Source organism: Candidatus Neomarinimicrobiota bacterium, assembly GCA_022567655.1.
In the GTDB taxonomy this organism is placed as follows: domain Bacteria; phylum Fidelibacterota; class SORT01; order SORT01; family SORT01; genus JADFGO01.
In genome coordinates, this window is record JADFGO010000030.1 from 1 (window position 1) to 20,912 (window position 20,912).

A 20,912-nucleotide genomic window follows, 5' to 3' on the forward strand; every position below is an offset into this window, starting at 1 on the left:
TCTGACCCTGGACCAGCAAACATGGGAATTGGATTATGTTATGCTTTTACTGGGCGGCCCCGAAGGGCGCCCCACACCACATCCGGCAGAACAGCCGGAAAGCGGGAGGTGGGCTGTGCAACAGACGGTGGAGTTTCTCTCCCAGATAGACCTATTCAAACAGGTGAAAGGGGAGGCCTTGGAGCGCCTGGCCAGCCAGATTCGCCTTGTCACGCTGTCGGAAGGAGAGCTCTTCTTCAAGGAAGAAGAGCCTGCGGATGGCTTCTACATCATCAAGTCCGGAATGGCCAAGGTGACCAAATGGTCCACCGAGTCCGAGGGAGTGTCGGCGGTTCTCAGTATCTTGCGCCAGGGAAACAGTTTCGGTGAGATCGGCCTGATCGACGGCCTGCCCCGTTCGGCCGGCGTCAGCGCCATGGGACCCGTGGAGTGTTACTTTCTGCCCAGGGCCGAATTCCTCGCTGCCCTGGAGGAGAATCCCGAGATCGCCCTGAGGATGCTGCCCACTCTAGCGGCGATGGTGCGCAACGCCGACCAGTGGGTAGCCCAGACGATCTGATTGTTCTGCACCCGGCTACTTCCATCGATCCGCGGAACAACCCAGGGAACATGCGGTGCCGCCAAACGGCGCTGGCTAGAGGCTGGTAGTCCTATTGAACAACTGCTATTTCATCCACAAACACCGCTGGCTGGTTGCCCGACATGTTGGCCGCGAAGGCTACGTAGAACTGGGAAGTCATGATGATAATTTCATAGGAGTCTATGTAAATGCCCCACTTGAGAAATGCATTGAAAGAGACGTTAAGGGGCTCTATAAAAAGGCGTTGGCGGGCGAGATAAAGCAGTTTACCGGAATAGACGACCCGTATGAACCGCCTGAGGACGCTGAGATCGAAGTGCATACGGATAAGGAGTCTGTCGAAGAGTCGGTGAACTTTGTTATACGCAGACTTGAGGAACTCGGAAGAATAGAGCCGAACGATTCATCCGGTTCCTACACGCCCGAAGAAGAGGAATTCATTCAGAAACGGCTTGAAGCGCTCGGTTACTTATAGATGATCGACCTTCATGCGCATACAACAGCATCTGACGGCACGATGAGTCCGAACGATCTTGTTATTCTCGCTAAGAAGCATGGAATCGAGGCTATTGCAATTACAGACCATGATACGGTGGAGGGAATTCCCGAGGCGTTAGCGGCGGGTGAGCGTGAAGGAATTGAGGTAATTCCCGGACTGGAGCTGAGCGTCGAACACAATCCGGGCTCGATGCACATTCTCGGTTTGTTTATCGACCATGAAAACGAACAATTGAATGAATCACTAAGAGAAATTCAGGCGAGCCGCGCTACCAGAAATCCTAAAATTATTGAGAAGCTGAATGAATTCGGATTAAATGTGTCAATGGAGGAAGTAGAGAAGATTTCCGGGGGGGGACAGCTGGGACGACCTCACATTGCAGCCGCTCTCATTAAAAAGAGGTATGTGCGAACTGTCCAGGAGGCGTTTGATAAGTATCTGAAAAAAGGCGCTTCAGCGTATTTTGAAAGGCATCGCCTGACGCGGGAAGAAACCGTTGACATGATACACGGTGCCGGAGGATTGGTCATAATCGCTCATCCGGGTACATTAGGGGTGAACGGACAACAACTCGATTCTCTTTTGCAGGAACTAAAGGATGTTGGTTTCGACGGCATAGAAGTTTTTTACAACAATCACTCTCAAGTCGAAGAAGACAGGCTGATGCAAGCCGCCGACAAATTCGGGTTTCTCATTTCAGGCGGTACAGACTTCCACGGTGAGAACAAACCCGCAATAAAAATCGGTGTCGGTTATGGTAACATGGCTATTCCCTATGAAGTGCTTCAGGAGATGAAACTGAGTGTGTAGTATTTCTCCTTATATGTCATTCTGAGGAGGAGCGAAGCGACGACGAAGAATCTCAGACAGGCGCAGCCAATCTCAGACAGAATTGATGAACCGATTGATGCTGCTGGTGCGTTCGAGATTTCAGGCGCTAAGAAAACCAGCTGGGAATCAATTAATTTTTAACATATAAAGAAATCTGAATTCTGCAAATAAAAAAGTAATCGTCATAGGGCTTGACGGCGTGCCTTTTTCGTTTCTGCCGAAGATTAAGGAGCTGGGTATCGCCCCCTTCCTGACCTCCCTTCACGAAGAAGGGAAAATAGCCCCAATGACCACCACCCTTCCGCCGGTATCATCTGTCGCGTGGGCTTCATTTCTCACGGGAGAGAATCCCGGTATACACGGGATTACAGGATTCGTAGACAGGAAGCCGGACGGATATGATCCGTTCGTTCCGACAGCTGAGAATTTGCTTGTTCCGACCATTTATCAGCATCTCTCGCGGCTGGGGTTGAGGGTATGTTCTCTCGGCGTACCGGCAACCTTCCCTCCCGCTCCGATAAACGGTACAATCGTTTCCGGGTTCCTCGCGCCAAATCTTGAAAGAGCCGTCTATCCCCCCGAAGAATTGGAAAAGTTGAAATCTTTTGATTACCGTCTTGATATCGACGCATGGTCTGCGAGAAAATCTCACGACTCGCTATTTGAACAGCTGCCTAAAAGCTTAACGTCTCGTTTGAACGCAGCAAAACACTATCTTGCCCGGGAAAGATGGGACCTCTTTGTTCTTCATGTCCTCGAGACGGACAGATTACACCATTTTTTATGGCGCGAAATGAATTCGGGGGAACAATCGGCGGTTGATTTGTTTGCGGTAATATACAGTGCCATAGATAAGTTCATCTCAGAGGTGTTTGATTCTATAGATGAGGATAGTGCAATAATAATACTTTCAGATCATGGTTTTACGGAACTCAAAAAGGACGTCTATTTGAATCACTGGTTGATAAGTAACGGCTACCTGACTCTTTCGGAGCCGAATGCTACTAATCTTAACGCTGTCGGGAGTGAGAGCAAGGCATTCAGTATGGCGCCGGGACGGATTTATCTTCACCTGAAAGACAAATCTCCAAAGGGAAAAGTGCTTGAAGGGAGTGAGGCGCAAGGAGTGAGGGAAGAACTGACATCGTCTTTGCTGGGAATTCAGGATCCTGAAACAGGTTCGCCTGTGATTGAAAGAGTGGTTGATATGCGAAGTGAATGGGTTTCAGCCGATTTTGACAGGTCTCCGGTTCAGCTTCCCGATCTGATCGCCGTTCCGAAGCAGGGATACGAAATTAAAGGAGAACTAAACGCACCGGAATTATTCGGTTTTGACAGGTTCTCCGGCATGCACTCATACGGGGATGCTCTGATCTACCTGAACGGTGACCCGGTCAACGGTATAGATATCACAGACCTGCCTGTCATTATTTGCGATTTGCTTAACGTGAAGAGCATGAACACAAAGGCTGTTCTTTCTTGACATGCCTTTATCACCTAAGTAACTTACGCTGACTTATAGATGCCCCCGATTAGAAAAAATAAACAGGTACTATTCCTTGACCGGGATGGAGTGATAAACCGCGAAGCTGACGGGTATGTGACCGAATGGTCCGAATTCGAAATTCTTCCCGGCGCTCTTGACGCAATAAGGCGTGTAACCGAAGAAGGGTATAAGATCATTATTATTTCAAACCAATCGGCAATAGGAAGAGGCCTGGCGACCAAGGATGAGATTGATCGGATAATGACCAATATGGTAGCTGAGATAGAGGCTTCCGGCGGGAAAATATGGGACATATATTATTGTCCGCACAGACCTGAGGACAAATGCGACTGTCGCAAACCGGAACCGGGGCTGTTTTTTCAAGCCGAGGAAAAACACAAAGTCAAACTCAGCAATACCTGGTTTGTGGGAGACAAGCTGACCGACGTGGCTGTCGCGATAAGGGTCGGCGCAAGACCGATTCTTATTCGCGGCGGGAAACCTGTCCCCGGAACGTTGGTAACGGAAGAGGATGCGGTAACGGTGGTTGATGACCTCTCCGAGGCGATAGATTATATTATTGCGATGGATCGTTTGCGCGTAACGGGCAATGGAGCGTAAAGCAGCGTTGATAATATTGTCATTCGTGATCATAACGCCAATCGGCCGGTCTATCGCACGACTAACCGAAAGCGAGAACAGGTATTTCATCGGTTTCCGGTATGATTTTGTTCACATTGTAGGATTATGATGGAGATGAATTGAATATAGTCGTCATATGCGGCGGATTTTCGACTGAAAGGGAAGTTTCGCTCGCTTCCGGCAGCGCTGTAGCATCAGCTCTGAAAGAGTTGGGCCATACTGTCAGTCTTGCCGATCCGTCATTGGGTAAAGACCAGAAGCCGGCGGATTCGGAAGTGTACGAAACCAAGCCGGGACGAAAACCCCCATCGATAGGTGATTACGATTACGGCAAGGCTTTGGAAATGTTCAATTCGCCCGCGCTGAATGAAGCTGAGATGGCGTTTATAGCGCTTCACGGAACTTTCGGAGAGGACGGAACCATTCAGGCGCTTCTCGAGGCTGCGGGATTAAAATATACAGGTTCAAAACTGCTTGCGAGCGCCCTTGCCATGGATAAGGATATTTCGAAAAAGATGTTCCAAGAGGCAGGCATTCCCGTACTCGACTGGACTATGGTGCGGGATGGAAAAGTATTCTACAGCGATGAGGACATGGATTTCCCCATGGTCGTTAAGCCGAACGATCAGGGATCTACAGTGGGTTTCGGGATAGCGAACAATTCGGAAGAGCTCGATAAAGCCGCCGCAGCAGCTGCAAAATACTCCAACCACGTGATGGTTGAAAAGTATGTAGAGGGCAGGGAGCTTACCGTCGCAATCCTCGGCAAAGAGGCTCTGCCTATCGTGGAGATAAAACCGAAACACAAATCATACGATTACGAAAGTAAATATACGCCCGGTATGAGCGAGTACGTATGTCCCGCCGATCTTCCGGAACAAGTTGAAGTAAGAGTTCAATTAGCGGCGCTAAAAGCGTTTAACGCTCTTGGGTGCAGGCATTACGCGCGCATCGATTTTTTGATAGACAACGATGATAGGTTTTACTGTCTTGAGGTGAATACTCTCCCCGGCTTGACTAAAACCAGCTTAGTTCCCAAAGCGGCTAAAGCGGTGGGTATGAGCTTTAAAGATTTGGTTGAGACAATCGTCGAATTGGCTGATTAATCTGGCTATTTATAACCTCCGCGGACAGGAAGTAGCGTTCCTAATCAATGGAAATATGCCCGCAGGGATTCACCGAGTCAGTTGGGACGCATCGAACGTTTCCTCAGGAATTTATTTCTGCCGCCTATTAGCAAACGATTTCATCCGGACGAGGAATCCCGAACAAGTACGTGTAAATCATTGGTAATGGACGGTATACTTGTAGTAATTTTCCCTCCGGTTGAGATTCTTCATCCCGATAAATCGGGATTCAGAATGACACTGGTTAAATAATATCAGAGGCAGATTCCTTCCTATTGAATTCGGGTAAGCGGGTTCATATCTTTTAGGTCTGTTTTTACAAGGAGCTGCTAATATGACCCGGCAAAAAATTTATCGTTCTATCATATTATTTTTATCGCAATCAATCCTAACATCGTGTACGAAAGAATATGCAATGGTAGAGCAGTTTCCTGTCCGAAAAAGCGCAAACGAAGAATTAAATCTAATTGCGGAAGATTACGTGAAGGTTATGTTGGGCATGGATACCCATGAACGGGGGTACGTAGATGCATATTACGGTCCTCCCGAATGGAAAGAAAGCGTGGAAGCTTCGGGTGTGACCTTAGACGGCTTAAGGGCGGCATCAGAGGATCTCAGAGATAGAGTATTGAGGATAGACCTCACGGACGCAGAAGAAATCCTGGGGCTCCGGCGTCAATATTTAGCAAAGCAGCTTGAATCGGTAAGGGCGAGAATAGACATGGCAGGCGGTAAAAAGTTCACTTACGATGAAGAAGCAAAAGCTATATTTGACGCAAATCCGCCCGACTTACCGGAGAGTCATTTTATAGAAATAATAAATGAGATCGATGAGCTGCTGCCGGGAGAGGGCTCTGTTCAGAAGAGATTGACCGATTTTAACAAAGAATTTATCGTGCCTGATGACAGGGTTGATATTGTATTCGAGGAGGCTATAAGGGAAGCGAGAAGGAGAACGAGGGAGCATATAGAACTTCCGAAGGATGAGTTTTTCGAATTGGAGTATGTGACGGGAAAGTCCTGGACCGGATATAACTGGTACATGGGAAACAATAAGAGCCTGATTCAGCTAAACAGGGACGTTCCATTAACGATAGACCGGATAATAGACGTCGCCAGCCACGAAGGTTATCCGGGGCATCATACTTACAACGTGCTGTTGGAAAATTCGCTCGCAAAGGGCAGAGGGTGGGTTGAATTCACCGTCAATCCGCTCTATAGTTCACAATCGATGATATCCGAGGGAACCGCAGTTTTCGGCATTGAGGTTGCGTTTCCGGGGGATGAACGGTTGGAATATGAAAAGAAGGTCTTGTTTCCTCTCGCTGGTCTGGACTCGACAAGGGTGGAGGAGTATTACAAAATTTTCAATCTTACGGAAAAATTGGATTACGCTCGAAACGAAGCGGCGAGGGATTATCTTAACGGGGATATAAGCAGGGAAGAAGCGGAAGAGTACTTGATTAAGTACAGGTTATGGTCGCCGGAGAAATCAGCTCAGCGAGTACGGTTTATGGATGATTACGGAGCTTATGACCTGAACTATAACCTCGGAAAAGACATTGTCAGAAAATACATAGAGTCGCGGGGAGGAACTGCGGATAATCCTGAAAAACGTTGGGAAGAGTTCAAGCTTTTGCTCTCTTCGCCGCGACTTCCCTCGAGTTTGGGAATCACGGATTAAATCAGGGAGATCAAATTGATAATCAGAAAAATATTGATAACGCTTATAACAGCGTTTGCAGTTATGAACTGTTCGGCAACGAAAGAGTCTGAACGGGAAATTTCGGAAGATGCAGCGCGCGGTAAGTATGCGGAAGACCCGCATTCGTTCGCACGACCATGGGAAGCCGTGGTAACGCACCTCTCGCTTGATTTGACAGTAAACTTCGACGAAAAAATCCTGCATGGGAAGGCAAGTTTGTCGATAGAGGTCATGCCCGGCGTCCGGCAATTACATCTTGATGGGGGCGACCTCGTAATCGAAAGAGTAACTCTTGGAGAAAATGAAATCCCTGCCGAGTTTACGTTAGGAGAGGATATAGAACTTTTAGGTAGACCTTTAATCATTGAAATTCAATCTCAAACCGAGGCGGTAAATATATACTACTCTACCATTCCGCAATCAGGAGCGCTTGACTGGGTGGCGTCTGCTCAAACGGCTGGGGGAACACATCCGTTTTTATACACTCAATCACAGCCGATATTCGCGAGAAGGTGGATACCCCTGCAGGATACGCCGGCAGTGAGATTTACATATGATGCGAGAGTGACTGTTCCGCCTGAATTGATGGCTGTTATGAGCGCCGCTAACCCGACCCGGAAAAATCCTGAAGGAGTGTATGAATTCGTGATGCCTCAGGCGATACCCTCGTATCTCATGGCTATGGGTGTGGGGAATCTTGAATTCCGTGAGATGGGACGGAGGACCGGAATCTACGCCGAACCGGAGTTGATAGAAGCGGCCGCTTATGAGTTCGCCGATACCGAGGAGATGATGTTGAAGGTGGAAGAGATGTACGGTCCATACAGGTGGGAGAGATATGACCTTCTCGTACTTCCACCGAGTTTTCCGTGGGGCGGAATGGAGAACCCCAGACTCACTTTTCTCACTCCAACGGTCATAGTCGGGGACAGGTCACTTGTCTCTTTGATTGCGCATGAGCTCGCTCATTCATGGTCTGGCAACCTCGTTACGAATGCAAGCTGGGATGATATCTGGCTGAACGAAGGGTTTACCACATACCTTGAAGGGCGCATAATGGAGGAGGTTTTCGGGAGTGAATATGAACAGATGTTAAGCGTTCTTGCCAGGGGAAAACTGTTGAAAGAGATAAAAGAATTAGGTGTTGAGAGTCCTGATACACATTTAAAGCTTAATCTTAGCGGTAGGGATCCCGATGATGGATTCACCGATATCCCTTATTTGAAAGGGAAATTTTTTCTGATTACAATTGAAAGGGTCGTGGGAAGAGAAAAATGGGATGCTTTTTTGAAAACATATTTCGAAAAGTATGCCTTCAAGAGCATAACAACAGAAGATTTCATGGATTATCTCAACGCAAATTTGTTGTCGTCGGATAAGTCGATCGCGGACAGCGTCAACACTTCCGCGTGGGTCTATTCCCCCGGTATTCCGGGCAATTTCCCTCTTGTCAGGTCCGGAGAGCTTGAATCCGTAAATAGGAGCGCATCTATGTGGTCCGAAGGCGGAATGGCGGCTGATGTGAACACAGAGGGGTGGACGACCCATCACTGGCTTAAGTTCCTCAGATCGCTTCCGAGGGAGAACGAGATATCCCGCATGAAGGATTTGGATAACACGTTCGGATTAACTAAATCAGGTAACCCCGAGATACTCGTTGAGTGGCTGGTGATTTCAATCACGAGTAAGTACGAACCTGCTTACACTGTTTTAGAAAATTTTCTGTTGACAGTCGGCAGAAGAAAACTATTAAAACCCCTGTACACAAAAATGGCTGAAACACCCGAAGGTCTTGCGACTGCACAAGAAATTTATGAAAAAGCCAAGCCTATGTACCATCATTCGACAAAACTAACCATCGCAAAAATTCTCGGATTGGAAGAGATGCAATAATATTTTGGAGGAGTCATTAATGATCAATATTAACAAAAGGATGGTGGTTTTAACATCTACGGCAATTCTGATTCTTGCCGTCATCTCTTCTACGTTCTACGGAACGCTGAAAGATGAGGGAAGAGTGTCTTCGTCCATGATAGATGATGCCGCAAGCGTTATCGGATTAGAATTCACACGCTCGGAGAAGGATTCGATGGTAGAAGACCTGAATGACCTTTTAGACAGCTACGAGTCGCTGAGAGCGCTGAATTTACCCAATTCCCTGCCCCCGGCCATAGGATTTAATCCTGTTCTGCCCGGTATGGTTTCCGGAACTGAATCGCGAAATTTCAGGTATAACAGACCGGATAATGTCAAGAGACCTCAAAATCTCGAAGAGGTCGCCTTTTGGACCGTCGCAGAACTTGCCGAACTTATCAGAACACGCCAGGTAACGTCCGTGGAGCTCACGAACATGTATCTCGAGAGGCTCAGAAAATATGGGCCGATATTGGAGTGCGTAGTTACGCTGACAGATGAACTTGCCTTAGAACAGGCGAAGAAGGCTGATGCTGAGATTGAATCCGGTAACTATAAGGGCCCGCTGCATGGAATTCCCTGGGGCGCAAAAGACCTGTTAGCAACAAAGGGAATAAAAACCACCTGGGGGGGAACGCCCTACAAAGAGCAGATGTTCGACTATGACGCAGCGGTAGTAAAAAAATTAGAGGAAGCCGGAGCCGTGCTTGTCGCCAAATTGACGCTGGGGGCGTTAGCATGGGGGGACGTCTGGTACGGCGGTAAAACAAGGAATCCATGGAAATTGGAACAGGGTTCGAGCGGATCATCCGCCGGTCCCGGTGCGGCGACTGCAGCCGGACTGGTCGGCTTCTCCATCGGCTCCGAAACCTGGGGCTCGATAATTTCTCCAGCGACCCGGAACGGAACGACGGGGTTAAGACCGACGTTCGGTATGGTGAGCCGTCACGGCGCGATGGCGCTTTCATGGTCGATGGATAAACTCGGACCTATGACGCGCTCCGTCACCGATGCCGCACTCGTTTTTAACGCTATATATGGACCGGACGGCCTGGATCTATCCGTTGTGGACATGCCGTTCGAGTATAATGAGAACATTGATCTGAGCAGAATCAGGATCGGATACCTTAAGAAGGAATTTGAGGAAGATAGGGAGCAAAAAGATATTGACAACGAGGTGATCGACGTCCTATGGGCGCTTGGTGCGGAGCTTGTGCCCATTGAATTTCCGGATTTTCCCGTCGACGACATCAGTTTCATACTTAGCGCGGAGGCAGCAGCCGCATTTGACGAACTGACCCGTTCGGGGAAAGACGAGTTGCTCGTGAGGCAGAAGAAACAGGCATGGCCTAACGTGTTCAGACAGGCGAGGTTGATCCCGGCTGTGGAATACATCAATGCCAACAGGGCAAGAAGATTACTCATGCAGATGATGGATGAGATGTTGAAAGATATTGACCTATACGTGGCGCCGACTTTCGGCGGCGGGAGCCTGCTTGCCACGAATCTGACAGGGCATCCGGCAGTGGTTCTTCCGAACGGATTCAGAGAGGACGGCACACCGACGAGTATCACGTTTACAGGGAAATTGTATGACGAGGGAAGGTTGCTTGCGGTTGCGGGAGCGTATCAAAAGGCGACCGACCACCATCTTAAATACCCGGCGCTGTCTGAATAATATTTTTGGTATGTTGATATGTTTCTATAGCTTATGAAATTAAATAGCAGCTGAATCGCAGCTGCCGGGATAATAATATTGATAACCGCGTGTTCGGCGGAGAAAGCGTTTATGATGGGGGAAGAGAGCAAGAATATGAGTCTGAAAATGAAACCGCCGACAGCGGAAAAAATCGCGAAAGTCGATACTCTTCACGGGATCGAGCGGGTGGATAATTATTTCTGGCTGCGGGAGAAAGAAAATCAGGAGGTAATAGATTATCTGAAGGCGGAGAACCAATACGCGGACGCTATGACGGCGCACAATGCCGGGCTGCAAGAGACTCTCTACAAGGAAATGGTGGGAAGGATAAAGGAAACAGACCTATCGGTACCGGAGAAAAGGGGCGAATATTTTTATTATACGCGCACGGAAGAGGGCAAGCAGTATTCTCTTTTCGCCAGAAAAAAGGGAAGCACGGATGCGGAAGAAGAAATCCTGCTCGATCAGAACGAGATGGCGGAGGGTTTAGATTACTTTGATATCGGCGCCTTCGAAATCAGCCCGAATCACCGGCTTGTTGCATTTTCAGTTGATACTAACGGGTCTGAGCGGTTCACATTGCAGGTGAAAGATCTCACGACGGGAGAGATTTACCCGGATAAAATAGAAAACACAGGATATTCGGTTGAGTGGGGAAATGACAACAAAACAATTTTTTACAACACTCTCGACGCAGCTCACAGACCTTATAAAGTATTCAGGCACGTTCTTGGAGAAAATTTGAAATCCGATGAACTTGTATATCATGAGAAAGACGATCAATATTTCTTATATCCCGGTAAGACAAAAGACGGAAAGTTTCTTCTACTGAGCTCCGGGAGCGCTACGACTTCCGAGGTAAGGCAGCTTTCAGCGGATGACCCAATGGGGAAATTCAGGGTAATCCACCCAAGGCAGCATATGATGGAGTATTCTGTGTTCCATCACTCGGACAAGTTTTATATAGTGACGAACGACGGGGCAACAAATTTTAAACTAATGAAAGTATCGGACAAATCTCCGGAAAAGGAAAATTGGGTGGAGACTATCCCGCACCGCAAGGATGTAAAAATTGATTATGTCGATATGTTCAGAGGCCACATGGTTGTATATGAACGCGAAAACGGTTTGAAGCAAATCCGCATTTTTGATTTGAGGAACGGAGAGAGCCACACTGTTGAGTTTCCGGAACCAGTTTATACGTTCAGCGCCCGAAGGGGAAACAAGGAGTTCGATAAAAAGACGCTGCGCTTTACGTATACGTCGCTGATCACCCCGAAGAGTGTTTTTGATTATGTTATGGATAGCAGAGACCGGGAGCTATTGAAGGAATATGAGGTACTCGGCGGGTACGATAAAGCAAATTATTCTACTGAAAGAATTTATGCTGAAGCTTCCGACGGAGCGAGGGTTCCGATCTCAATTGTGTATAAAAACGACTTCGTAAAAGACGGCTCACGGCCGGCTCTTCTGTATGGATACGGTTCTTACGGTTCGAGCAGAGAGCCTTCGTTTGATTCAAAGATACTCTCCCTGCTGGATCGGGGGTTTGTTTATGCAATAGCTCATGTAAGGGGCGGTGGTGAGATGGGAAGGGTTTGGTATGATGACGGAAAGCTTAAAAACAAGATGAACACGTTCACGGATTTTATTGCGTGTGCAGAGCATTTGATTTCAGATGGATATACCAGTTCGGAACAGCTGGCGATTCAGGGCGGCAGCGCCGGTGGGTTGCTTATGGGAGCGGTTACGAATATGAAGCCGGAGGTTTTTAAACTCGTGATAGCCAGCGTTCCGTTCGTTGACGTGGTAAACACGATGCTCGATGAAACGATTCCTCTTACCGCCAACGAATGGGAGGAATGGGGTAACCCGAAGCTGAAAGAGGATTACGATTACATGGTTCAATACTCACCCTATGACAACGTCGCTAAAAAAGACTATCCGAATATGCTCATCAAGGCAGGCTTGAATGATCCGAGAGTCGGATACTGGGAACCCGCCAAGTGGACTGCAAAGCTTCGAGCACTCAAAACAGATAAGAATTTGCTGATATTGAAAACGAAAATGGGAGCCGGACATATGGGCTCTTCTGGACGTTATGACTATCTTCGCGACAAGGCGTTCGAATATGCAGTGATTCTCGATGTTCTGAACGTTGAGTAGTTAGTTCAAGACTAAACTAACTATTTGTACGGATATTGTTCGTTTTATACTCTTTGAGGTATGTAGTTATAAGTTTTTACCACATTTAGTATAGAGCTGAATTCGCTGATCGGATGATTATAATGAAGTCCACTTTTTATGGCAGCAATTTGACAGATATCTGAAAGGATAATTTCGGGTAATATTAGTTTATGTATAAACTAATATACGGAGCGTAATTCAGTCAATTATAACAATATATGGCATATTATCGAATCATGTTTCAAGATATGGTATGAGGTTTAATTTCAAAATAACAAGAAATCGAATGGAAATTAGAAGATCTCAAATAAGTGTATATAAACCACACTTAAGTGTAATATATTCATAGATGGTTCCCGCTTAAACTAAATTGTGTGTTCAGCTTTTCTATCAAGAAACAAATCTAAAATCGCAGTGACCTGAATCCTCCTTGCCGCAGCTGTCGGGTGGTATTTTAAGGGGATTTGTTCTCCCGGATTGATAGCCCAGTAAAATCTGAACATTCAGTAAAAATTTCGATACTGTGGATTTGATTCTACGGGTTACACTTGTTTAAACTCCCCCAATATCGTAATTTCGTTTATGGCTTTAAGGCTTTATAACACACTCACACGGAAAAAAGAAGAGTTTGAACCTCTTGATTCGAAAGAGGTCAAGATGTACGCATGCGGACCGACCGTTTACGACTATCCTCACATCGGAAATTACCGGGCTTACGTATTTGAAGATCTGTTACGCAGGTATTTAGAGTACAAAGGCTATAAGGTCAAAATGGTTATGAACATAACCGACGTTGACGACAAGACGATTGCCGCTTCGGGTGGAAACAAAGCCGAGCTGAAGAAATTGACAACAGAATTTGAAAATGATTTTAGGAAGGGTCTTAATACTCTGAAGGTCAAACCCGCTGACGAATATCCGAGGGCTTCTGAAACGGTAGTTGAGATGGTCGCTCTGATAGAGCGTCTTATTGACAAGGGCGCTGCCTATCAGACGGACGACGGCTCCGTTTATTTTTCGATAGAGAAGTACGCCGAATACGGGAAGCTGGTTCACCTGAAACCGGAGGAGATGAAAGCGGGAGAGAGGGTATCCGACGATGATTACGAGAAGGAGGGAGCGCGTGATTTTGCGCTCTGGAAGAGCTGGAAAGAGGAGGACGGTGAGATTTACTGGGAGACTCCGCTGGGCAAGGGAAGACCCGGATGGCATATAGAATGTTCCGCAATGTCGATGAAATATCTCGGTGAGCAGCTCGACCTGCACTGCGGAGGCGTCGACAACATCTTCCCGCACCACGAAAATGAAATAGCGCAAAGCGAAGCCGCTACCGGAAAACCGTTCGTCAAGTACTGGGTGCATTGTGAACATTTGATCCTCGAAGGGGAAAAGATGTCGAAATCGCTCGGAAACATCAAATTGCTTGAAGACTTGATCGGAGATGGGTATTCACCGGAAGCGATACGGCTTGCGCTGCTCTCTACTCACTACCGCTCGAAGCTGGACTTGACCGAGGCTAAACTGAAAGAGGCGGAGGGGAATATCCTGAAAATAACCGATTTTATCCACAGTATGGAGAGAGTGAAAGAGGAAGGAAGAATTGTGGGTGCAATTAGTGATGTGAAAGCCAATAGCATGAATGATGAATTCAGTGAAGCTTTAGATGATGACTTGAACGTATCAAAAGCCCTGTCAGCTCTTTACAGGACTATGCGAAAAGCAAATACTTTAAAAGACGATGATGATATAGGGAAAGATCAAGCTGGAGAATTTCTTCGTGAATTGGAACATATGGATGAAGTTCTGGGGATATTACCCCCAAAAGAGGGGAAAATAGGCGAAGAAATCTATAATAAGATCAATGAGAGGGAAAAAGCGCGCAGTGAAAAAGATTGGGCGTTGTCGGATAAGATCCGGGATGAGCTGTACGAAATGGGATACATATTAGAGGATTCACCTGATGGAACTATTCCGAAGCGTAGATAATAGTTTCAACCTAAACCGCTTGATTCTGAGGTGATGCTTGGATATATTAGCTGAACCCAAGTTGGCAGTGACAAAGAATTCGACAGCTGATAATATAAAGCGGGTCCTCGATAGGATTCGTGAAGCCGAAAAACGATACGGGAGAGAGGTCGGAGATGTCACGCTGGTAGCAATTACAAAAACCAGGAGTTCGGATGTTGTCGCGGAGGCGGTCAGAGCGGGCTTATTCGACATCGGCGAAAACAGGGTTCAGGAGGCGGAACAGAAGTTTAGTGAAGTTGATATTGATTTTAAACGGCACCTTGTAGGGCATCTTCAGACGAACAAGGTAAAAAAGGCTCTGGAAATATTTGACGTTATACACTCTATTGACAGTTTGAAACTCGCCTCTAAAATAGCGTCGTTGGGCGGGAACGAAAAAGAATTGCTCTTAGAAGTAAACAGTTCAGAGGAAGAATCAAAATTCGGAGTAGCGCCCGATGCGGCTATAGAAATGCTTGAGGAAATAACAGAAACTACAGGATTGACTATAAACGGCTTGATGACAGTAGGACCGATGTCAGATGATGAAAACGTTATCAGGTCTGCCTTTAAGAAATTGAAATCTCTATTTGACCGTGCCGCGAGTTCGAACATCAGGGGCGTTAATATGAATTATCTATCCATGGGTATGACGAACGACTTTGAAATCGCGATCGAGGAGGGTTCAAATATGGTCAGGATAGGGCGCGCATTGTTTGGCGAGCGTTAGGAGCGGAGAGCCGAAATGGTGATCATTGCGAATTTGCTCATAGCGCTTGGTAAGATACTTGATCTGGTCATTAGCATCGGGTATATCGTATTTATAGTTCGCGCAATAATTTCATGGGTCGAGGTCGATGACAGCAATCAGTTCGTTCAGATGTTGTACAAGGTGACGGAACCTGTTCTTGAGCCGGTAAGAAAATACCTGCCGAGCGGAATGATCGATTTCTCACCTATGGCTGTGCTTGTGATATTCTACTTTACCGATATGTTCGTTGTCGAAACTTTACTCGACATTGGATTTAGACTTAAATAATCCGGGAGGTTACTCTTGAAACTTACGCCTATTGATATAAGAAAGTGGGAATTCAAGAAGGGAATCCGCGGCTATGACAAATACGAAGTTCAGGCGTTTCTCGAACTTGCTGCGGAGGAATTCGAGAAACTGATGCAGGACCGGAGGGAATTCGAACAAAAAAGCAAAAGATTAGAAAAGGAAATTGAAGAATATAGACGGGTGGAAAAAAGCCTTCAGGATACACTGATCAGCGCAAAAGAGACTACCGACCGCTCAATGGAAAACTCAAGGAAGGAAGCGGAGCTCATCATAGGTGATGCCGAGCTGCACGCCGATAAAGTCTTAGAATCCGCCCGGAAAAAAGTGTCGAAAATCGAAGATGAGATAACGAGGTTAACGGTTCTGAGGGATTCCTTCACGGTAAAATTGAGGAGCATTCTATCTTCGCAAATTGAACTTGTAGAGATGTTCGGAGAGGTAAATGACGATAACGTCGAGTTGAACATATCGGAAGAGATTCTGCCCGACGGGGATAAAGAACCGGAGCCGGTTATTCAAAAAGCGACTGAACCTATGGATAATGAAGAGGTTCCTGAAAACGAGGAACAGGGTCATCCGGTGGATGAAATGATGGATGATTTAATGGAAGAGAAGAGCGAATGAAATGAACCTCTACGAGAGGTTCAAATCTGCAGCAGAAGAAGTTCGAAACCAATTTCCCGAGTTTAATAAGAGGGCATTCGTCCTTGGAAATCAAATCCGGACATTGCTCGGTATTCAAACCGCTGATTTAACAGCTTATTCTTCCCTGCCGGGTCTCAGTGAACTTAATATGTCAGGGGGAGGTATTACCACATTTAAAGATATTCCCGGCAGTTTGATAGCCACCGAGCCTCAATTCGAGAACGAAGATCATCTCGATGACCGGCTGAGAGCGTCGGGGATAAGAGTGCTGCAGCTCTTAGGGATAGAAGAGGTTATAATCATCGGAGTTGGAAGCCCGTTAGATCTTAAGGACGCCGGTGAATTGTTCTTCTGGGCTGAAGATCACGTAAACCTGTCCGGAATAAATCCGCTTGTGGGTCCGAATCTGGATCAAATCGGTGAACGTTTTCCGGATATGACTGCGGTTTATGACGAAAGCCTCACTTCCGAAGCGGTTTCAGTGGCAAAAACGGAAGGATTTGAAGTCGAGAAGGGAATCTGGGCGGCTCTGAACTCTGATAATGAGTTATCAAATGAGCATTCCGAAAGGTTCGGAGATAGTTTTATCAGTTATTCCAGCAAAGAAGTCATTTGTGAGGTCATCGCATCGGCACACGGTAACACGACGACGGCGCTGGGACTTTTACTGAATCCGGCAGAAGGAGCGGGGAAAAGGCTCAGGAAAGTGTTACAAGGATTAGTTAATCAGAGTAAATAGCTTGCTGTTTTAGAACAGACTGAGTAAATTTTATTCTCAAATATAACCACCGGAGTAAATCATGGGATATTCTGTTAGCAGCATGAACAAAGTGATTCTGATCGGAAGACTCGGAGGGGATCCGGAGCTCAAATACACTTCCAATGGTACCGCACAAGCGCTGATAAACCTTGCGACATCCGAACGATGGAAAGACAGCGACGGAAATCAGCAGGAAAAGACGGAATGGCATCGGGTGATAGCGTGGCGGAGGCAAGCAGAATTCGCCGGCGAGTGGCTTAAAAAAGGCAGGTTGGTTTGCATTGAGGGAAAACTCAGTACACGGTCATGGGAAAAGGACGGTCAGAAAAGATATATGACCGAAGTCGTGGCTGACAACATTACGATGCTCGGCTCGAAAGCTGAAGGAGGGGGCGGTGAAAGTAAGGGAACCCCCCCAAAACAGGAAGAACCGCCCGATAACGGCGATGTAATGGAAGACGACGATGATCTACCGTTTTAATATCAGGAGTTGAGATTGAATCATATTTTCAAAAACGTAGCAACTCAGTTAAAAACATATGAAGAAACCGGAGTTTTACGCAGCGCATTTCTTGTAGGTCTGTTTGCGCTCTTAACGGCGCTTGGAGCGCTGATAAGGATTCCGCTGCCCTTTACTCCCGTTCCTATCACTCTTCAAACATTTTTTGTATTGCTTTCGGGAGTAATGCTCGGAACAACAAGAGGGACTCTTTCACAGGTTGCCTACGTTACCGCCGGAGCGGCGGGATTACCGATATTTGCGGGAATGACGTTTGGTTTTGCAATGCTGTTCGGTCCGACGGGGGGTTATCTTGTCGGGTTCGTCTTAGCCCCCGCCGTCGTGAATTATGTTCTCTCCGGGTCGTCAAGCAGGTGGAGGCTTGTACTATCGGCAGCAGCGGGAACGCTTGTTATCTTCCTCGTTGGAAATCTCTGGCTCTGGAACCTGACCGGGGGCGGCATAACAGATACGCTTCTCCTCGGATTCGTTCCGTTCATTCCGGGTGCCCTGATAAAGATCGGTCTGCTTGTCGCGGTCGTAGAAGCTATTAGAATTGGGAGAAAAACCAGGTAATTATAACAGATCAGTGTTTTGAGGGGCGCACCCAGCGCCCCTTTTTTTAGGCGGAGAATCTATTAAGAAACAAAAATAATTTGCTGAAGATTTACGAGATATATACAAGTATTCAAGGGGAGTCGAGCTATCAGGGCTTGCCGTGCGTATTCGTCAGATTGAGCGGCTGTAACCTGCGCTGTGCATGGTGCGACACCGCATACGCTTTTTTCGGAGGTGAAGAAAAAAGCGTCGATGAGATAATGGAAGAGATCAGGCAGTCAGGACCGCTGCTTGTCGAGATTACAGGTGGTGAACCGCTGATGCAGCGGGAATGTTACGATTTAATGAAAAAGCTGTGTGACGAAAATTATATCGTACTCCTGGAGACCGGGGGTTCGATTGATACGGTTGAAGTTGATCCGCGGGTCAAAAAAATTATCGATTTCAAAGCACCTTCGAGTCTTATGGTTGACGAGAACGACTGGAATAACGTCTCCCGCCTGAACGGAGGCGACGAAGTGAAGTTTGTTATCGGCGACAGAGCGGATTATGACTGGTCTCTCAAGAGAATCAAAGAGCAGGGGTTAGAAGAAAAAACGATAGTAAATCTCTCTCCCGTTCACAACAGTTTAAAGCCGGCTGAATTGGTCAAATGGGTATTGGAAGACGGCATCGACGTAAGAGTTAACCTGCAAATCCATAAATATATCTGGGGGGAAAATGCGGTTGGAGTGTAGATTTCGACTTTGATGAGTGAAGAGAACATGGAAAAACCGTTGGCTATCGCCGCACTGTCGGGTGGATTGGACTCTGTTGTTGCCGCTTCGATTGCTGCGATCGATCATGAGCTTGCGCTGATGCACATCAATTACGGGAACCTGACGGAAAAGCGTGAACTCATGGCATTTCACGATATCGCTGATTTCTATGAAATAGAAAGGCGGTTTGTCGCCGACATAGACCACCTGAGAAAGATAGGAAATTCAAGTCTTACAGACCGGAATATACCTGTCGAAGAGTACGATCCCGAAAAAACTGGAATTCCCCATACGTATGTGCCTTTCAGGAACGCTAACATCCTCTCGGTTGGAGTATCTTGGGGAGAGGCTATAGGCGCGAATTCGATTTTCGTAGGGATGATGGAAGAAGACAGCGCCGGATATCCCGACTGCACGGAAGAATTTATCAGCGCATTCAACGATATGATCAGTGTTGGGACACGGCCGGAGACCGAGATAGCGCTTGTAGCCCCTTTAATCCACATGAGCAAAGGAGAAGTTGTCGCAAAGGGTATAGAACTTGGAGCGCCGCTTGATTTGACCTGGTCGTGCTATCAAAACGAAGAAAAAGCGTGCGGGAAATGTGAATCATGTTTCCTGAGACGCAAAGGTTTTGAAGAAGCCGGCGTAGAAGACTCGATCGAATATTTGAATGAAAAGGAGAAGATGAGTAGTTGAAAGAGAAAGAAAAAGAGATAGTCGGTGAGCTATTGTCACCGGACACGATTCGCCGGGATATATTAGAAACGTTTGAGTACGAGTATCCCGGCAGTGAAGTAGACTTGAACATCAGCACGGATGAGTTCACCTGCGTCTGCCCGAAGAGCGGGCTCCCGGATTTTGCCACGATCACTGTCAAATACGTGCCCGATTTAAAATGCGTAGAACTGAAGAGCTTGAAATTTTATCTTATGTCATACAGGCAGGTAGGGATATTTCACGAGCATGTAGTCAACCGTATTCTCGGGGATTTCGTCGAGGTAGTGGAGCCGATTCGGGTCACCGTTTTCGGAGATTTTAAGATCAGGGGAGGAGTGCATACAACATCGGAAGTATCGTGGGAAAAAGAAAAGAAATAAAGCTGAAACAAGTTGGCGTATGTTTTAGTTCAAGATTCAGTTGATATGCCCTTGAATTTATAGCAGAGGAACCGGCGACGAGATATATAAAGAATATTGCCATATTAATGTTTTTCGCTCTTTCAGTTTCAGAATCAGTTCAAGCTGCGGATGGAAAAGCGAGTCTTATCAGGATTCAAACTCCCACTCAGGACGCCGTAAGACAGTTGCTGCGGGGTGGTTTTGACGTTATAGAGAGCAAGGAAGGTCATTATTCAGAGGTGATAGCGTTTGAACATGACTTAAAGAGATTGGACGATCGGGGGATAACCTATGAAGTGCTCATACCCGACATGACACGGTTCTATCTCGACCGGGCTAAGGGATGGAGTTCCACCGGCAGCCTGAAAATAGGAGACGGGACGAAGATGGGGTATTTCAGTCTCGACTCGATGTATCTATTTCTCGACAGTCTCCAGGCTGCCTATCCGGCGCTTATCAGCCCGAAGGATAGCATCGGGCATACTCATTATGGAAGGACTCAGTGGATGTATAAGGTCTCCGATAATCCGGAAACGGACGAAGCCGAGCCTGAAGTGCTTTATACCGGACTGACGCACGCACGCGAGTTGGGAGGACCGACGGGGCTTTTGTATTTTATAGAATGGTTGATGAATTCTTATGCCGCTGGAGACCCGGAGGCGATCTATCTTGTAGACCACAGAGAACTCTACTTTGTGCCTATAGTCAATCCGGACGGGCTGTTCATTAATGACACTTCCGCCGTAGGGGGTGGGGGCATGTGGCGGAAAAACGCACGGGATAACAACGACAACGGCGTTTTTGATTGGAATGGAGACGGGGTCGACATTAACA

Annotated in this window: 22 protein-coding genes; all 22 read left to right on the top strand. The window is 47.0% G+C overall.

What is annotated here, in order from left to right; genetic code table 11:
* The first annotated feature begins 115 nt into the window (after window positions 1-115).
* Window positions 116-559 (top strand): cyclic nucleotide-binding domain-containing protein, encoded by a 444-nt coding sequence (locus tag IID12_04690; protein ID MCH8288386.1) that lies wholly within the window; start codon window positions 116-118, stop codon window positions 557-559.
* 82 nt (window positions 560-641) lie between these two features.
* Window positions 642-1,055 carry an adenylyl-sulfate kinase gene (locus IID12_04695; protein MCH8288387.1) on the top strand — a complete coding sequence of 138 codons (414 nt, stop codon included), beginning with the start codon at window positions 642-644 and terminating at the stop codon, window positions 1,053-1,055.
* On the top strand, window positions 1,056-1,889 hold the full coding sequence (locus IID12_04700; GenBank protein ID MCH8288388.1) for a PHP domain-containing protein: 834 nt from the start codon (window positions 1,056-1,058) through the stop codon (window positions 1,887-1,889).
* Window positions 1,890-2,109: 220 nt separating this feature from the next.
* Complete coding sequence (locus tag IID12_04705) at window positions 2,110-3,393, top strand: alkaline phosphatase family protein (protein ID MCH8288389.1); 1,284 nt, start codon at window positions 2,110-2,112, stop codon at window positions 3,391-3,393.
* 39 nt (window positions 3,394-3,432) lie between these two features.
* On the top strand, window positions 3,433-4,017 hold the full coding sequence (gene gmhB / locus IID12_04710) for a D-glycero-beta-D-manno-heptose 1,7-bisphosphate 7-phosphatase (protein ID MCH8288390.1): 585 nt from the start codon (window positions 3,433-3,435) through the stop codon (window positions 4,015-4,017).
* A 140-nt stretch (window positions 4,018-4,157) separates the two neighbouring features.
* Entirely contained in the window at window positions 4,158-5,144 is a 987-nt protein-coding gene (locus IID12_04715) for a D-alanine--D-alanine ligase (GenBank protein MCH8288391.1), read from the top strand.
* Window positions 5,116-5,331 carry a T9SS type A sorting domain-containing protein gene (locus IID12_04720; protein ID MCH8288392.1) on the top strand — a complete coding sequence of 72 codons (216 nt, stop codon included), beginning with the start codon at window positions 5,116-5,118 and terminating at the stop codon, window positions 5,329-5,331. Before IID12_04715 ends, IID12_04720 begins: the two co-directional genes overlap by 29 nt.
* Window positions 5,332-5,580: 249 nt before the next feature.
* The gene (locus tag IID12_04725) at window positions 5,581-6,849 is read left to right on the top strand and encodes a hypothetical protein (protein MCH8288393.1); all 1,269 of its coding nucleotides are present in this window, start codon (window positions 5,581-5,583) and stop codon (window positions 6,847-6,849) included.
* Between the two features lie 63 nt (window positions 6,850-6,912).
* Complete coding sequence (locus IID12_04730) at window positions 6,913-8,763, top strand: M1 family metallopeptidase (protein ID MCH8288394.1); 1,851 nt, start codon at window positions 6,913-6,915, stop codon at window positions 8,761-8,763.
* Window positions 8,764-8,803: 40 nt separating this feature from the next.
* Window positions 8,804-10,462, top strand: coding sequence for an amidase (locus IID12_04735; GenBank protein MCH8288395.1), 1,659 nt, complete (start codon window positions 8,804-8,806; stop codon window positions 10,460-10,462).
* 114 nt (window positions 10,463-10,576) lie between these two features.
* The gene (locus IID12_04740; protein ID MCH8288396.1) at window positions 10,577-12,649 is read left to right on the top strand and encodes a S9 family peptidase; all 2,073 of its coding nucleotides are present in this window, start codon (window positions 10,577-10,579) and stop codon (window positions 12,647-12,649) included.
* Between the two features lie 603 nt (window positions 12,650-13,252).
* Window positions 13,253-14,656, top strand: coding sequence for a cysteine--tRNA ligase (locus tag IID12_04745; GenBank protein MCH8288397.1), 1,404 nt, complete (start codon window positions 13,253-13,255; stop codon window positions 14,654-14,656).
* Between the two features lie 61 nt (window positions 14,657-14,717).
* Window positions 14,718-15,407, top strand: a complete 690-nt coding sequence (locus tag IID12_04750) for a YggS family pyridoxal phosphate-dependent enzyme (GenBank protein MCH8288398.1) — start codon at window positions 14,718-14,720, stop codon at window positions 15,405-15,407.
* 15 nt (window positions 15,408-15,422) lie between these two features.
* Window positions 15,423-15,716, top strand: a complete 294-nt coding sequence (locus IID12_04755) for a YggT family protein (GenBank protein MCH8288399.1) — start codon at window positions 15,423-15,425, stop codon at window positions 15,714-15,716.
* Between the two features lie 15 nt (window positions 15,717-15,731).
* Window positions 15,732-16,361 (top strand): DivIVA domain-containing protein, encoded by a 630-nt coding sequence (locus IID12_04760; GenBank protein MCH8288400.1) that lies wholly within the window; start codon window positions 15,732-15,734, stop codon window positions 16,359-16,361.
* Window position 16,362: 1 nt separating this feature from the next.
* Window positions 16,363-17,121: a hypothetical protein gene (locus IID12_04765; protein MCH8288401.1), complete on the top strand. Its 759-nt coding sequence runs from the start codon at window positions 16,363-16,365 to the stop codon at window positions 17,119-17,121.
* A gap of 61 nt (window positions 17,122-17,182) precedes the next feature.
* Window positions 17,183-17,623: a single-stranded DNA-binding protein gene (locus tag IID12_04770; GenBank protein MCH8288402.1), complete on the top strand. Its 441-nt coding sequence runs from the start codon at window positions 17,183-17,185 to the stop codon at window positions 17,621-17,623.
* Between the two features lie 15 nt (window positions 17,624-17,638).
* Window positions 17,639-18,217 carry a biotin transporter BioY gene (locus IID12_04775; GenBank protein MCH8288403.1) on the top strand — a complete coding sequence of 193 codons (579 nt, stop codon included), beginning with the start codon at window positions 17,639-17,641 and terminating at the stop codon, window positions 18,215-18,217.
* Between the two features lie 80 nt (window positions 18,218-18,297).
* The gene (locus IID12_04780; GenBank protein ID MCH8288404.1) at window positions 18,298-18,936 is read left to right on the top strand and encodes a radical SAM protein; all 639 of its coding nucleotides are present in this window, start codon (window positions 18,298-18,300) and stop codon (window positions 18,934-18,936) included.
* Between the two features lie 27 nt (window positions 18,937-18,963).
* Window positions 18,964-19,656, top strand: a complete 693-nt coding sequence (queC, locus tag IID12_04785) for a 7-cyano-7-deazaguanine synthase QueC (protein MCH8288405.1) — start codon at window positions 18,964-18,966, stop codon at window positions 19,654-19,656.
* Window positions 19,653-20,057, top strand: a complete 405-nt coding sequence (gene queF, locus IID12_04790; protein ID MCH8288406.1) for an NADPH-dependent 7-cyano-7-deazaguanine reductase QueF — start codon at window positions 19,653-19,655, stop codon at window positions 20,055-20,057. Before queC ends, queF begins: the two co-directional genes overlap by 4 nt.
* Window positions 20,058-20,164: 107 nt before the next feature.
* The coding region (locus IID12_04795) for a hypothetical protein (protein MCH8288407.1) at window positions 20,165-20,912 on the top strand (748 nt) is incomplete at its 3' end.

Coding starts and splice junctions, on each gene's coding strand:
- IID12_04730 (MCH8288394.1), top strand. CDS start 6,913: ATGAACTGTTCGGCAACGAAAGAGTCTGAACGGGAAATTTCGGAAGAT.
- IID12_04770 (MCH8288402.1), top strand. CDS start 17,183: ATGGGATATTCTGTTAGCAGCATGAACAAAGTGATTCTGATCGGAAGA.
- gmhB (MCH8288390.1), top strand. CDS start 3,433: ATGCCCCCGATTAGAAAAAATAAACAGGTACTATTCCTTGACCGGGAT.
- IID12_04745 (MCH8288397.1), top strand. CDS start 13,253: ATGGCTTTAAGGCTTTATAACACACTCACACGGAAAAAAGAAGAGTTT.
- IID12_04765 (MCH8288401.1), top strand. CDS start 16,363: ATGAACCTCTACGAGAGGTTCAAATCTGCAGCAGAAGAAGTTCGAAAC.
- queC (MCH8288405.1), top strand. CDS start 18,964: ATGGAAAAACCGTTGGCTATCGCCGCACTGTCGGGTGGATTGGACTCT.
- IID12_04700 (MCH8288388.1), top strand. CDS start 1,056: ATGATCGACCTTCATGCGCATACAACAGCATCTGACGGCACGATGAGT.
- IID12_04725 (MCH8288393.1), top strand. CDS start 5,581: ATGGTAGAGCAGTTTCCTGTCCGAAAAAGCGCAAACGAAGAATTAAAT.
- IID12_04740 (MCH8288396.1), top strand. CDS start 10,577: ATGGGGGAAGAGAGCAAGAATATGAGTCTGAAAATGAAACCGCCGACA.
- IID12_04755 (MCH8288399.1), top strand. CDS start 15,423: ATGGTGATCATTGCGAATTTGCTCATAGCGCTTGGTAAGATACTTGAT.
- IID12_04735 (MCH8288395.1), top strand. CDS start 8,804: ATGGTGGTTTTAACATCTACGGCAATTCTGATTCTTGCCGTCATCTCT.